Annotated in this window: 12 protein-coding genes; 6 read left to right on the forward strand and 6 right to left on the reverse strand. The window is 52.0% G+C overall.

The annotated features are described in order from the left end of the window. Positions 1-62: 62 nt before the first annotated feature. From AB1611_20030 to AB1611_20045, 4 genes are all read left to right on the forward strand, one after another. Positions 63-1,169, forward strand: a complete 1,107-nt coding sequence (locus AB1611_20030) for an NHL repeat-containing protein (protein MEW6381871.1) — start codon at positions 63-65, stop codon at positions 1,167-1,169. Between the two features lie 291 nt (positions 1,170-1,460). After that, positions 1,461-2,495 carry an NHL repeat-containing protein gene (locus AB1611_20035; GenBank protein MEW6381872.1) on the forward strand — a complete coding sequence of 345 codons (1,035 nt, stop codon included), beginning with the start codon at positions 1,461-1,463 and terminating at the stop codon, positions 2,493-2,495. Beyond that, positions 2,492-4,816, forward strand: a complete 2,325-nt coding sequence (locus AB1611_20040; protein MEW6381873.1) for an Ig-like domain-containing protein — start codon at positions 2,492-2,494, stop codon at positions 4,814-4,816. Before AB1611_20035 ends, AB1611_20040 begins: the two co-directional genes overlap by 4 nt. 48 nt (positions 4,817-4,864) lie before the next feature. Next, positions 4,865-7,963 carry an Ig-like domain-containing protein gene (locus AB1611_20045; protein MEW6381874.1) on the forward strand — a complete coding sequence of 1,033 codons (3,099 nt, stop codon included), beginning with the start codon at positions 4,865-4,867 and terminating at the stop codon, positions 7,961-7,963. A gap of 108 nt (positions 7,964-8,071) precedes the next feature. On the opposite strand, the gene AB1611_20050 is transcribed toward AB1611_20045, so the two are convergent. The 5 genes from AB1611_20050 to AB1611_20070 form a co-directional block, all read right to left on the reverse strand. Continuing rightward, positions 8,072-8,671, reverse strand: coding sequence for a TlpA disulfide reductase family protein (locus AB1611_20050; protein ID MEW6381875.1), 600 nt, complete (start codon positions 8,669-8,671; stop codon positions 8,072-8,074). A gap of 74 nt (positions 8,672-8,745) precedes the next feature. Further along, positions 8,746-9,456: a cytochrome c biogenesis protein CcdA gene (locus AB1611_20055; protein MEW6381876.1), complete on the reverse strand. Its 711-nt coding sequence runs from the start codon at positions 9,454-9,456 to the stop codon at positions 8,746-8,748. Between the two features lie 2 nt (positions 9,457-9,458). Next, on the reverse strand, positions 9,459-9,776 hold the full coding sequence (locus AB1611_20060) for a thioredoxin family protein (protein ID MEW6381877.1): 318 nt from the start codon (positions 9,774-9,776) through the stop codon (positions 9,459-9,461). An 88-nt stretch (positions 9,777-9,864) separates the two neighbouring features. Then, complete coding sequence (locus tag AB1611_20065; GenBank protein MEW6381878.1) at positions 9,865-10,476, reverse strand: cytochrome b/b6 domain-containing protein; 612 nt, start codon at positions 10,474-10,476, stop codon at positions 9,865-9,867. Then, on the reverse strand, positions 10,473-11,234 hold the full coding sequence (locus tag AB1611_20070) for a 4Fe-4S dicluster domain-containing protein (GenBank protein ID MEW6381879.1): 762 nt from the start codon (positions 11,232-11,234) through the stop codon (positions 10,473-10,475). The genes AB1611_20065 and AB1611_20070 overlap by 4 nt, the downstream gene beginning before the upstream one ends. 417 nt (positions 11,235-11,651) lie before the next feature. Here AB1611_20070 and AB1611_20075 point away from each other — a divergent pair, with 417 nt between their 5' ends. Both AB1611_20075 and AB1611_20080 read left to right on the forward strand, forming a co-directional pair. Then, positions 11,652-11,936 carry a DUF4258 domain-containing protein gene (locus tag AB1611_20075; GenBank protein MEW6381880.1) on the forward strand — a complete coding sequence of 95 codons (285 nt, stop codon included), beginning with the start codon at positions 11,652-11,654 and terminating at the stop codon, positions 11,934-11,936. Beyond that, positions 11,933-12,154, forward strand: coding sequence for a YgiT-type zinc finger protein (locus tag AB1611_20080; protein ID MEW6381881.1), 222 nt, complete (start codon positions 11,933-11,935; stop codon positions 12,152-12,154). The genes AB1611_20075 and AB1611_20080 overlap by 4 nt, the downstream gene beginning before the upstream one ends. A 147-nt stretch (positions 12,155-12,301) precedes the next feature. Here AB1611_20080 and AB1611_20085 read toward each other — a convergent pair whose 3' ends face one another. Then, positions 12,302-13,357, reverse strand: a complete 1,056-nt coding sequence (locus tag AB1611_20085; GenBank protein MEW6381882.1) for an aspartate-semialdehyde dehydrogenase — start codon at positions 13,355-13,357, stop codon at positions 12,302-12,304. Positions 13,358-13,379: the final 22 nt, after the last annotated feature.

Raw genomic sequence — 13,379 nt, forward strand, 5'->3', positions numbered from 1 at the left:
AAGGTTTGCTCCATCTTATAGGTGACTTATATTTTCAGATAACGAAAACGGTGCCAGAATCCATGACCAGAGAACAGAAGCAAAAGAGCAATGCCACACACCATGAAATAAGTCATATCTTCTTCCTTTTTATCCTATTTTTCCACCTGTTCCTCTCATTACCTGCCGTTCAGTCCCAGGATGACCCCAATACTTCAGCTCCCGGCCAGGAACCGGCAGTCCAGACTCAGGAAGACCCGAACGCTCTTGCTCCTAACCGGGAAGTGGAGCTGGTGGGCAGGATCTATGGCTTTTCCCGGCAAGATGCACATTCTGGCAGAGACATTCAGGATACCGCGCAGGCAGGCGGCACTCCGGTCTTCATAGCCCAAAATTCAAAGGGGAACCTGTACGTGACCTACACCGGCCAGAAGCAGGAGGTTCAGGTCTTTGACCAGGCTGGCAAGTTTCTGTTCAGGTTCGGGGAGCGGGGGGATACGGAACAGAAGTTTTCCTCGTATATTTGCGGCCTGGCCATTAACAGCCGGGATGAAGTCTATGTATGTGATGTCTTGAAAAGAAAAATCCTGGTCTTTGATGCTCAGGGCAAATTTCTCTTCTCGTTCTCTTCAGTCCAGGGGCTTGCCAAAGAGGATAAGAACCAGGATACCACCCCTTCGCATATTGCCATTGATGCCAGGGACAGGGTTTACATCAGTGATACGGCCAATGGCCATGTCTGGGTCCACGATGCACGGGGCAAATACCTTTTCCCGCTCGGTGGACCTGAACAGGACCGGTTCCCTACTGCCGCTCATATCCGCTTCGATAAGCAGGGACGCATCTATATCCTCGAAGGACTGGCAAACAGGATTCAGGTCTGTGATCCAAAGGGCAATTCCCTCTTCACCATCGGGAAAACCGGCTCGCGGGCAGGGCAGTTCCTCCGGATTTCCGGGCTGGCCATCGACAGCCAGACCAGAATCTATGTCACCGATATCGTTCTATCAGCAGTTCAGGTATTTGATTCGAAAGGAGAATTCCTGGGGGTAATCAAGCAGATACCTGACAGGGAGGAGAGTCAAAAGCATTTTCATGGCCTGGCTCATATCCTCATCGGTCAAAAGGACCTGATTTATCTTATCGAGCTTCCCTTCCATCGGCTGACGGTCATACGGGATAAGCAATAAGCAGCTCCTGCTGTTGCGCCGCACACCATCCTCACCCGGCCTCACCCGGCTCTGATCCCTGGCAAAGATTTTACTTGTCTGCAATTTGTTGCATATATTGGATATATCAGGGAATAGAACAGCCGGAAAATTCAGGGAATCCGATCGCCTTTATCCTGAAATCATTGTTGGGCACCCTATGGTATGTTTTTTGCATATTTCTCAATAAGCCAGGGAAAAAAACAATCTAACGGGGGGACCCCCGGGACCGGGAGTGTAGAGGGAATGCGCAGGACAATGAAAACTATGCTCATGAAAAAGAACATTGAACACATTGGATATATGATCACTATCCTCACGACCGCTATCCTCAGCCTGATCAGCCTGGCTGTTTTTCCGGCTCTCGATGCTCTGGCTCAACCCCCCCCGGCTACATCCGCTGATACAGTTGCCGTTGGCCGGAAGGTGCGATGTCTTGGCACCATTTACAGTGTCGATGAGCAGGGGAAGCCGAATCTCAAAGATGGTCTTCCAAAGGGAATCGCTCTTGACGAGGCCGGAAAGCTCTTTGCTGTCTTTCTGGACAGGACCGAAGTTCAGGTCTTTAATGCCCAGGGAAAATTCCTCTACCGGTTCGGAAAGAAGGGAACAGGGCCGGGTGCTTTTGTGCTTCCCATGAGTATCGAAGTTGCCGGCAATGGGACGGTTCTGGTATTGGACCCGGAGTTAAAAAAAGTGCTGGCTTTCTCAAACAAGGGAGAGTTTCAATCCGAATTCAGCTTTGCCGAAAGCAAAGGGCCGCATGACAAAGAGCCGGTGCGCTGTACCAAGATGGGCCTGGACCGGCGGAATGATGTGCTCTATCTTTCGGACAGTGCCAATGCCAATATCAAACTCTTTAACCTTAAAGGAGATTTTCTCGGTCTTTTCCCTCTGGACAGGGCAAAAGCGGTAGCTGCCCCTGGCAAAACTTCATTTGATTCACAGGGGCGCATCTATATCATCGATTCCATCAATGGCTGGGTTCAAGTCTACAGCAGCCAGAAAAAATTACTGCTCTCTTTCGGAGAACTGGGAGCCCGGCTGGGCAACCTGGCCAGGCCCGTTGCCGTCTCGGTGAACAGCCAGGGAAATATTTATGTCCTCGACCGGCTGCTTTCAGTTATCCAGATTTTCGACCCCAGTGGCCGGGTTATTGACCTGATTAAAGATACGGATGTTCCCGACGGCCTGAATTCGGCGGAACCGTTCGATATGGTCATGGACGCCCAGGGAACAATTTATGTATCGCTTCAGGGCCCGCACTGCATCAAGGTATTGAAGGATTCAGGAGAAAGACGCAGATGAAAGGAAGGGTTTGTCATCTTTGGGCTTTGTTCGGCATCTTGGCTGTATCCATCCTCTTCAGCTTTTCGGTTCTGCTGACTGGCCAGCCGGGAATTGCCCGCGGTCAGGCCGAAACCGGAGCCGAAGATGACTACCTGGAATCAAGCGGAGCGGAGGAAGGAAACGATACCTTCTCCCAGGCCACAGTTCTTGGCCCCGGCTTGTATGAAGGGCTTCGCTGCCTTGATGTGGACTGGTATAAGATTACCATTCCCGAAGAACAGGCCCTGCGGATAACCCTGATGTTTTCAGACAGCAATAATGGCAACCTGGACCTTGTTCTGTACCGGGGTGAAAATGATCCCTCCTGGAAACCGGGATATGGCAACTGGGTTGCTTCGTCCTTCTCCCAGACGGATAACGAGGAAATTCTCATCCAGGCCCAGGCCGGTACCTATTATTGCCAGGTTTTCTCTTCGACTCCGGACGCCGATAATCAGTATGCACTGAAGATCGAGGGATTTTTGTATACTCCGACCGTTTATTTTTACCAGTGGATCGATGTCCCCCCGGCGGCTGCTCCGCTGTTCTTCCTCAACTCGGATGACAGCTTTGAAGAAGTGGATATCGGCTTTCCCTTTTTCTTTTTCGGTGAAGAAGTCACCAGCCTTCTTGTTTCCTCCAACGGCTATCTGACCTTCGGTGAGAATTGTGCTACCGAAGCCGAGAATAACGCCTTGCAAACCATGGTTCAGCCCCTGATTGTTATCGCTCCCTTCTGGGATGATTTAAATCCTGAAGCAGGCGGAGAGGTTTATGCCTGGCTCGATGAAGAAAGCTCTCCCCGGCGGTTTATTATTCAATGGAACGAGATGTGCTCCTACTATGCTGCACAGGGAACTGCCATCACCTTTGAGGTGATACTTTCCGAGGGGAGCAATGCGATCACTTTTCAATACAAGGATCTGCTTTTCAGGTCCCCCCAGGATGGGTACAGTTACGGCCAGTCAGCTACCGTAGGGCTCAAGTACTCCCGCTCCAATCAATTGCTGTCGCGGCTCTACTCCTATAATGGACAAAGAGCCAATGCCTACCTTGCCGATGGCCTGGCTATTTCCTTTGCTCCATCCAAGATTCAGCCCTCTCCCTTTGTTATCAGTTATGTTCCTGACTCCAGGGATCCTGATTCGCTCTCTTTCCCCAGAGACAGGGCCATTGCCATTAATTTCAGCAAGCCGATGAATCCTGACCTGACATCCTCCGCTCTGGCCATTCAGCCCCCTGTTCACGGTCAGGTCAGGTGGCTGAACAATAATCAGACGCTCTGGTTTCATCCTGATGAATACTGGGCCGGAGCACAAGCCTATACCGTATCGGTCAGCCAGACGGCGCAAGACCTCGACGGCCTTGTGCTGGCCACCGCTTTCCAGTTCACGTTTATCACCGACGAGAATCTGCCTCCCCCGCCTGTTGAAGTCGATACGCTCCCCCCGCAGGTGACACTATACCTGGATAGTAACAGAACCGATGCTGTGCCGGTATCGGCAAAAGTTTACCTTGCCTTCACCGAACCGATGGTTCCCCAGTCAGTCGAAAAGGCCCTGTCCTTCTCCCGGACCGGCGGCGGAGAGGTGGCCTATACACTCACTGCCCAGGACCAGGACCATACGCTCTGGACTATCTCTCCCGGCCAGAATCTGGCCTATGACTCGGCTTATACCGTAGAGGTCCGGCCATCGGCCCTGGATGAAGCCGGAAATGCCCTTGGCACTCCAGTCAGTTTATCATTTAGAACCCAAAAGCCGCCGGGTTCGGGGCCAGGGGATTCTTTGAGCTGGAATACTGGAACCTGGGGTGCCGGAACCTGGAGTACTGGAACCTGGAATGCCGGGTCCTGGAATTTCACTTCGAATTGGCAGGGAGGATGGTCAGGCGGATCATCACTGTTTTCCTCTTCCTCCTCCTTTATCATGCCATCGATGCCATCAACCAGCCCCTTCACGACGACCGGAAGCTGGAGCGGCAATTACCAGTTCACCGGAACCGGACTGTCAGGCGTCACCTCCCCAGCATGGAATCTGCCAGATAATACAGCCCTCTTTTCGGGCCTGGACCTGACAACTTCCAATTCCTGGTCAAGCCCTTCCTTCTTCTCCCCCTTCGCAGGGAGCTTCAATGCAGCGGGAGCAGCTTTCTCCGGATCAGGGGGTGCATCCTTCCCCGACAGATCTTTCACTCTGGGCGGCAGCTTGATGTATCCGGCCGGTAACATCTTTTATGATACCCTGAGCTATGGCCGTACCAGCAGCCTCTTTTTTCCCAACATTTTTCAGCAATACTGAAGAGAAATCTGAAAATAATTATTGCAAAATATAACAATGGCAGGTGATATGAAAAAATTACCCTATACGCGGATTTTCGGTGCGGTTTTCCTGATTATTTTCCTGAGTGTCCGGATACCGGGAATCTCGGGGTCTGCCCAGGCAGCCCCGGTTATTACCAGTATCTCCCCCGATCATGGGCCAAGAGGGATGAATACGGATCTGACTATCAGGGGAGCGGGATTCTCGCCGGGGATGAAAGTCTCGATCTGGGGAGGAGGAGTTTATATCAAAGGCTCACATTCTACCGCCGGATCAGCCAACAGCCTGTATTGCTCCGGTTCTTACGTATATCTGGCCTGCGGCCGGAAGGGAGGCGCAAGCGGAAGTAGTGGAGTCTATATCTTCCCTATCGAAAATCCCGCAAGCCCGCAGCCGCTGAGCTTCCTGTCCCTGCCCGGTCAGGCCAGCGATATTCTGGTCTTTGACAACTATGCCTATGTGGCGGCTGAGGAAGCTGGCTTTCAGATTCTGGATGTCCGGGACCCGGCAGCTCCTTCCTGTGTCTCTTCCCTTCCCCTGAACGGAAGGGCTCTCAAGGTTTCTCTCTATGGCCATCACGCATACCTGGCCGCGGATTACGGCGGATTGCAGATCGTGGATATCAGGAATCCCCGCCAGCCTGCTCCGGCAGGCTCGTTGGTACCCTCACCAGACAGTTGTATCCTCGATGTCGTCACCGAAGGAGGCTACGCCTATCTGGCAGCCGGATGGGCGGGAGTAAAGATCGCTGATATCGGCCATCCGGAAAATCCCGCAATCGCCGCCGACTTTCCCTGTCCCGGCCGCTTTGTCATGGGAGTATTCAAGTATCAGAATTACCTGTATCTTTCCGAAATGGAAAACGGGGTGGAGATTCTGGACATCAGCGATCCCCTCTCCCCGAAAGCAGCGGCTCACCTGGCCACGCCAGGGCTTGCTCACCAGGTTTCCATCAGGGGAAACTACCTTTATGTGGCAGATGACTACCGGGGGGTTGAGATTTTTCGCCACGACCTTACCCAGGGGTGCAGCCTGGTGGGATTTCAGGAGACTCCCGGCTGGGCTGTGGACCTGCAGGTGGTCGATAACCATGTTTTTGTCGCTGACAGCCAGGGGGGATTGCAGATTCTGGATGCTGAAAATCCCCGCAATCCTTCTCTGGTCAGCATGGTCGATCTTTTGGATGGCTCAGCGGGAGTTGAAGTCAGCGGCCTCAAGGTGCAGGGTGATTATGCCTATGTTTTCAGCAGGGCGAATTCCTTTTCCGATGAAAACTGGCTGAAGATCCTGGATGTTTCCAACCCCAAAAACCCTCATGTTTGCGGGAAGACCCGGAATATCGGCCCCTGGCCTGAAGATCTGGCGATCAGTCAGGAATATGCCTATCTGGTGGATGATTATACCGGGCTTGAAGTTTTCAATGTTACCTATAAGCAGTCTCCGCAGCGGGTATCGTTTTACGACCGCGATACCTCCGGGGGGAGGGGAATTTTTATCAAGGATAACACCCTTCTTCTGGCCGACTCTCTGGCCAGCGGTACGGCAGGCATCAAAATCTTCACTCAGGATGCGAAAATGCTGCCCCTGAGGTTAGGAACTGCTGGGCTCGCCGATGCGAAGGCCAGTGCAGAGGCTATCTACGCTGCGGGAGATTATGCTTTTCTGGCTGCCGGTGAGGCCGGGGTGAGTATTTTTAACCTTCGGGATCCGAGTCAGCCTGCGCTGATCAGCACCCTTCCCCTTGCCGGTTTCATCGGCGATCTCCTGGTCGCAGGGCCATATGTCTATCTGGCCAACAGGAAGGGACTTATCCAGGTGATAGATATTAAACTGCCTTCAAACCCGCACCTGCTCGGCTCCTGCAAAACCGCGGGAGAGCCCGGGTCCATGGCTCTTTCCGGTAATTACCTCTATGGAGCGGAAGGAGAGGCTGGCTTGCAGGTCATTGACATCACTCAGCCGGAAAAGCCCCTGGCCGTGGTTTCCCTCGCCACCCTGACTCCTGCTGAAGAGGTGGTGGCCGATGGGGAATATATCTATGCGGCGGTGCGAAATGGCCTGATGATCATGAGCGCCTTGAAACCCTGCCCGTCGGTATCCTCTGTCGATCCGGCTACCCTGCGGGTTTCCACGCCTGCCGGGCTTGCTCCGGGTACCTATCACCTTACCCTGACCGACCCCAATGGGAGCATGACTGTCCTGCCCAATGGATTTACTGTTGAAGCCAACCGCCCGCCGGTCATGGAGCCAATCGCCGATAACCCGATGATAGCTGTCACCGAAGGGGAAACCCTGACTCTGACCATCAGGGCCATCGATCCTGATGGAGACCCTCTGAGCTACACCGCATCTCTTTCCCGCCTCCCGCAAGGGGCCAGCCTGTCGGGGAATGTTTTCACCTGGCGGCCAAAGTCCGGGGACAGCGGCCTGTACCCCAATATCTGGTTTCAGGTCACAGACGGGGAATTTATCATCGAGCGGACAATCAATCTGGCAGTCATCGATAATGGCAACAATGGCGATAATGGCGGCGATGGCAACAATACCCCGCCTGAGCTTGGCCTGATCCCGTCTCAGACGCAGGGGGAAGAGGGCAAAGCAATCGCTTTTTTGATTGAAGCCTTCGATCCTGATCCGGAAGACCGGGAAAACCTCACCATTACCCTGCTGAATGCTCCAGCCGGGGCGACATGCCAGATGTTGACGGGGGGGCAGGATAATAAGGTTATTGCCCGCTTTCTCTGGACGCCCGATTACGGCCAGGCAGGGACGTATACGATTACTTTGCAAGCTTCAGACCAGCAGTTATCGGACCAAAAGACCCTCACCCTCATGGTCCGGGAAGCAGCCCCTGCTCCCGCCAGATTCGAGCTTAAGGCGGGGGCCAATACCTGGCTGTGCCCGGCAGGAAGAAATCAGGCTCAGTATACTTCCTTCACCTTTCTGCGGGAGATGGGCGAAGATGCTCTTTTCTCCCTCCAGGCTTACGATTGGGATGGAACGCCGCTCAAAAGCTGCTCCTGGCTCTTTGGCAGACCCTGTGGCGATGACTTTCCCATGGACCGGAGCCGGATCTACCGGATTCAGGCCAGGAGGGGCGTTTCGTTCACCTGGCCGAGGGATTAGGGGGGAGGATTATTCGAAAAATTCCCTGATTCTTTTAGGGAAATGTTACCTGTCCTTTTGTTGTTATCGAGGTTTTAGCAGACCATTATAAGCGTACCTTTGCATTATCTAATTGGCCAACAAACTCATAATTACCTGCTCGGCCTTGTTAAGCTCATAGCCGTAATAGACGATATTGCCCTTCTTATCGATGACAATGTTCGTAGGGGTGCCTTTCACCCGGTATCTTCTGGCAACTTCCCCCTTCTGGTCAAGCAGGACATCGAACACGACGCCCTTTTGCCTGGCGAAATTCTGGACTTTTTCCGGTTTTTCACCGATATCGACCGATAGAAACTTTACCTGCTCGGCCAGGGATTTTTCAATCTTGTTAAGGTGGGGAATTTCGGCTACACAATACGGGCACCAGGTTGCCCAAAAATTTATGAGAACGATCTTGTTTCCGAGAAAGTCAGTCAGACTGACCTTTTGATTCCGGATACTGTGCAGGGTAAAATCCAGAGCGGGCATGGCATTGGATGGGCTGCTTTTTGGGGTCTCATTGGTTGGCTGGGCTTTCTGTGCCTCATTCGCCGATGGTTTCGCCTCGCTTTTTTGATTCACTTCGGCCTGTTCCGAGGGCTGTTTTTGCGCCTTACAACTCGTTGCCATGAGAAGAATTCCCATTACCGGGATGATCATAACTTTTCGGAGAATTGCCATCTTCATTGTTTCTTCCTTTCTCAGCTATACATTTCTCAGGTATACATAATAGGTGTATATAATGTGCAGTGGTCCCGGGCTTATAGCCAGAGCCTTCCTGCCTGGATAAGATAATACTCACCCAGAGCAAGCATAAATAACCCAAACGCTGTCTGTGCCCGCTTCATCCACACTCCCGACTTGGGAAGGGCAGTGAGGATTCCGGTGAAGGTTCCGGCCAGAATGAGTAAAAAGCCCATTCCCAGTGCATAGGTAAAAAGAAGGCTGATGCCAAAAACCAGATTCTGCTGCGTGGCAATATACGTCAGCAGCACTCCGAGAACAGCTACGGTACAGGGCGCGGTAATGAGGCCGGAAGCAAGGCCAAGTCCAAAAGCACCGATAACGCCCTGTCGAACCTTGCCGGACCCGGACCGGTTCAGGAAGGACGGCATGGGCAGGGAAAACAGCCCGAGCGTGGAAAGGCTGAAGAAAATGATAATATTGGCAATAATGAGATAAGCGACAGGGTTATTCTGTATCTGGCCGAACAGCATGCCGCTCAAAGCGGCAAAAGCACCGAGGAAGGAATAGGTTATTGCCATACCCAGAACATAGGCAGAGGAAAGAACAAAACCGCTCATTTTGGTCCGGTTGCCCTGGCCGCCGATAAATCCGACAATGACGGGCAGAACAGGGTATACGCAGGGAGTGAAGGAAGTAGCCACGCCAGCCAGAAGAACTACCGGATAGGCAAGAACCGATGTTGATTGAATATAGCTTTGAGCTATCTGAAATAGATTATGAAGCATACTCACTCAATATACTTCTTGATTTTTTGCAGGAATTTTTCTTCAGACATTCCCCCGGAGAATTTTTCCTTCAGGACACCTTTTTGAAGGATGACCACGGTGGGAAGGCTCATCACGCCGTACTGGACAGCCAGAGGCTGATTCCGGGTAATATCCACCCTGCCGAGAAAACAATCGATGCCGGCGGGCAGGGCAAGTTTTTCCATAAACCGCTGCAGCTCTTTACAGGAACCGCACCACGGGCTCTCGAAAAGGACGATTGCCCACTCATGGCCGGTATAGGTTTGATCCCCCGGATTAATGGTCACAAGGTCACTCATGGTATCTGTTTCCCTCCAGTGCAGTAACTTTTCAATATTATCATTTTATTATTCTCAGGTCAACGGACCTTTTCTTTTTTCTCCTCGGCTATCTTCGCTTTTCCCAATTACGGTACGTCTCACGCACAGGTTCGTGAATCGTCGGGTGCTTGCCAAAGGTGTGGGAAGAAGGCTTAACAGCATGGCGCAGGTAGATGTGGATTATCCCGCTGGCAGCAAAAAAGGCTGCTGAAAAAGCGTGGAGAGCATAGCACCAGGCAATCATCTCCCGCTGGTACAGGTGAGAATTCCATAGAATCAGGCCGCTCGATGAGGATAACAGGCCAAAGAGCATGACTCCCAGAAAGTGAATTTTTTGAGCCGTGGTGAATTTCCCTCGTCCCTGAGAGGCTTCATGATGAGCAGGGTAGGTCTTCACTCCATTCAGCCAGTTCGCGGCTGTCTGATAGGGGCCATATTCCCTCAGCCAGGCCCAAAAGGTAAAGACCAGGCCGATGGAGAAAAAAATTCCAGCCCGGCGATGAATAAAGGCTGCTCTCCGAGCATTACCAAAGAGACGCAAGGTTACCTGGAAGGAGGGAAATATCAGCCCCCCATGAGTAAGGAACAGGACCACAAGACTGACTGTCAGCAGCCAGTGTCCAATCAGCTCGATGGGGGAAAGACGGCGCACGCCGGTCAGTCGGCGCTTTGTGCTCATCGGTGTGATTCTCCGGATCCTTCTCGGTTGTGCAGCTTGCTGCAGGTGTAGTGGATGATGGCACTGAGCAGGGCAAGCCCCACACCTCCACCGAACAGCGGCTTGAATACCCGCTTCCACCAAAATACTGCCCCCGGTACTTCAGGACTGGCGGGGAGCCCGTAATTCTGGGGAGGAGCCTGGAGGACAAACATCACGTGCAGTCCCTTGACTTCGTTCTCACCATAGATATTTTTATATCCCGCAGCCTTGGCCTGCTGAAGCAGTACATTCCGGTCTCCGAAGCGGATAGCCCCGGTAGGACAGCCTTGAGCACAGGCTGGCGCAGCGCCCATAGCTATCCGGTCGTGACAGAAATGGCACTTGCTGACCTTCCGGCTGCGCTCATCGAATTGAGGAATTTCAAAGGGGCACAGGTTGACACAATATTTACAGCCGATGCATTTATCCGGGTTCAGGATCACTGCCCCTTCCGGTGTCTTCTCTATGGCTCCCGGTGAAGGACAGACCAGCATGCAGGCAGCATCGGTGCAATGATAGCATTGCCGCTTCAGGAAAAGCCATTGCATTCCATGCTCTGTTTTCATCTCCCGGAAATGAATCTGGGTGTAGGTATTGAATGAAAGCCCGGGAGGGTTCTCATAGGAGCCCAGGTTGGTGGTCGATTCAGCCGGCAGTTGGTTCCACTGCTTGCAGGCAACCTGACAGGCGCGGCAGGCAATGCAGCGCTCCGGATAAATCAAAAAAGCCTTTTCCATGCTCAAACTCTCCTCCTTCTCTCTCTTATCGACCAGCAGTATCTGAATCTCCGGGGAGGAGGGTGAAGGAAGAGGTTGTGGTGGTTGAGAATTGTTCTTAGAATGTCGGTAGCGAGCGGTAAAGAGATAATTTTTCTTTTTCTGATGAACATTATCGTCATCCCCATCTCAAATCGACTACCGTTATCTGAATCTCCGAGAGAGGAGGGCAATGGCAAAACTTGCAGGTTGATGATGCCGTCCGAATTATTTGTTTGACGAACTATAACAGTCGATATAGTATAAAGAATATGCGGATAAGTAGTAATGACCGATGAACTATTAACAGCAGAATAAACTGTAGGGTAGTTGAACCGAATGAGTGTGACAGGTTGTGATTCCTTAAAGATAGAGGTCCCCGTTCATGAGAAAAAATAGATGACCAAACTCCAGGCCATTCGCCAGAAAGTTATTGAGAGAGAATATTACTTATCATCTCATGCTGAAGATGAGATGATAGATGATAATTTGGAGAGAGATGATATTGAAAATGCAATCCTTAAGGGCAAGATTGAGAAGAAACTAACACGGGATATAAGGGGAACAAGATACAGAATTGAGGGGCCATCCAAAGACGGAAGAACCATTCATGTCATTGGTAGGTTTAAAGAGGATGGTAGCCTCATCATAATAACAGTATACGCTTTATCGGAGGGAGCATGATCTGTGAATTTTGTGGGGGCCAGACAGTAAAAAAGAGGGTCAAGAAGCAACATTGGCTTCATGGCAAGCTGTACATAGTTGAGAATGTGGAGGCCGAAGTCTGTCTTGAATGCGGGGAGCGATACTATCATGCTAAGATCCTCGATGAGATAGACCGCTTCCTTGAGGCTGAACACCAAGTAAAAGACCGGATAGACGTTGAAGTGGTTAGTTTATAAATGCTTGTTATCGGCCTCTGTCCTTGGCTGTATATGGGGGATCACAGCAAAGGGCCCCTGTGGCAGGGGCGCCGCCCCTACAAGTGGTTGGGGAATTTTCGTGCCGTGTAGTTAGTGGCGGGACATTCCTGCCCCGCCCATAAGCTGCTATTGATACTCAACATCGATGACCGCCTTCATCACCTTATGGCCCACCAGGATTTCGGCGATCTGGACGGCATTCAGGGCAGCGCCTTTGCGGAGGTTATCGGCAACCACCCACAGGTTCAGACCGTTCTCTATGGATTCATCCTCTCTGATCCGGCCAACGAAAACTTCGTCCTTGCCCGCGGCATCCATAGCCAGAGGATACTGGTTCTTGGCCGGATCGTCGACCACAATCACGCCGGGGGCTTTCCGAAGAAGTTCCCGGCACTCGGCAGCCGTAATTTTCTTCTCCGTCTCGATGTTCACCGCTTCCGAATGTCCGATGAAGACCGGCACCCTCACGGTCGTGGCGGTCACCCGGATCGAAGGATCTCCCATGATTTTCTTGGTTTCAAAAACCATCTTCATTTCTTCCTTGGTGTAGCCGTTTTCCTGAAACACGTCGATGTGCGGCAGGCAGTTGAAGGCGATCGGATGAGGGTAAACTTTCGGCTTGATATCTTCTTTCTTAAAATTCAGCATCATCTGTGCCTGGTGAAACAGCTCATCCATTCCCTTTTTCCCGGTGCCGGATACCGATTGATAGGTGCTGACGACAATACGTTTGATTTTAGCCCGGTCATGGATCGGTTTTAAAGCCACCACCATCTGAATCGTGGAACAGTTGGGATTGGCGATAATTCCCTTATGGGTAAAAATGGCTTCCGGATTCACTTCCGGAACCACCAGCGGGACATTGGGATCCATTCGCCAGGCACTGCTGTTATCGATGACCACGGCTCCGGCCCTGGCAGCCTTGGGAGAAAATTCGAGGCTGACCGACCCGCCGGCTGAAAACAGGGCTACATCAACGCCGGTGAAGGAGTCGTCTTTCAATTCCCTGACGACAAACTCCCTATTGTTAAAGGTGACCTGGCTTCCGGCAGAACGTGAGGAAGCCAGGGGAACCAGCTCCTTGACCGGAAAGCACCGCTCTTCCAGAACAGAAATCATCTCCCGGCCCACAGCTCCCGTAGCACCTGCTACGGCCACAACATATTCTTTTTTCCTGTCCATAGTTTCGTTTGTCCTTTCCAAT

The sequence above is a fragment of the bacterium genome (genome assembly GCA_040755755.1).
Lineage (GTDB): Bacteria > SZUA-182 > SZUA-182 > DTGQ01 > DTGQ01 > DTGQ01.

Bases quoted from the DNA above. Each gene is read 5' to 3' on its own strand.
- AB1611_20030 (MEW6381871.1), top strand. From the start codon at position 63: ATGACCAGAGAACAGAAGCAAAAGAGCAATGCCACACACCATGAAATA.
- AB1611_20035 (MEW6381872.1), top strand. From the start codon at position 1,461: ATGAAAAAGAACATTGAACACATTGGATATATGATCACTATCCTCACG.
- AB1611_20040 (MEW6381873.1), top strand. From the start codon at position 2,492: ATGAAAGGAAGGGTTTGTCATCTTTGGGCTTTGTTCGGCATCTTGGCT.
- AB1611_20045 (MEW6381874.1), top strand. From the start codon at position 4,865: ATGAAAAAATTACCCTATACGCGGATTTTCGGTGCGGTTTTCCTGATT.
- AB1611_20050 (MEW6381875.1), bottom strand. From the start codon at position 8,671: ATGAAGATGGCAATTCTCCGAAAAGTTATGATCATCCCGGTAATGGGA.
- AB1611_20055 (MEW6381876.1), bottom strand. From the start codon at position 9,456: ATGCTTCATAATCTATTTCAGATAGCTCAAAGCTATATTCAATCAACA.
- AB1611_20060 (MEW6381877.1), bottom strand. From the start codon at position 9,776: ATGAGTGACCTTGTGACCATTAATCCGGGGGATCAAACCTATACCGGC.
- AB1611_20065 (MEW6381878.1), bottom strand. From the start codon at position 10,476: ATGAGCACAAAGCGCCGACTGACCGGCGTGCGCCGTCTTTCCCCCATC.
- AB1611_20070 (MEW6381879.1), bottom strand. From the start codon at position 11,234: ATGGAAAAGGCTTTTTTGATTTATCCGGAGCGCTGCATTGCCTGCCGC.
- AB1611_20075 (MEW6381880.1), top strand. From the start codon at position 11,652: ATGACCAAACTCCAGGCCATTCGCCAGAAAGTTATTGAGAGAGAATAT.
- AB1611_20080 (MEW6381881.1), top strand. From the start codon at position 11,933: ATGATCTGTGAATTTTGTGGGGGCCAGACAGTAAAAAAGAGGGTCAAG.
- AB1611_20085 (MEW6381882.1), bottom strand. From the start codon at position 13,357: ATGGACAGGAAAAAAGAATATGTTGTGGCCGTAGCAGGTGCTACGGGA.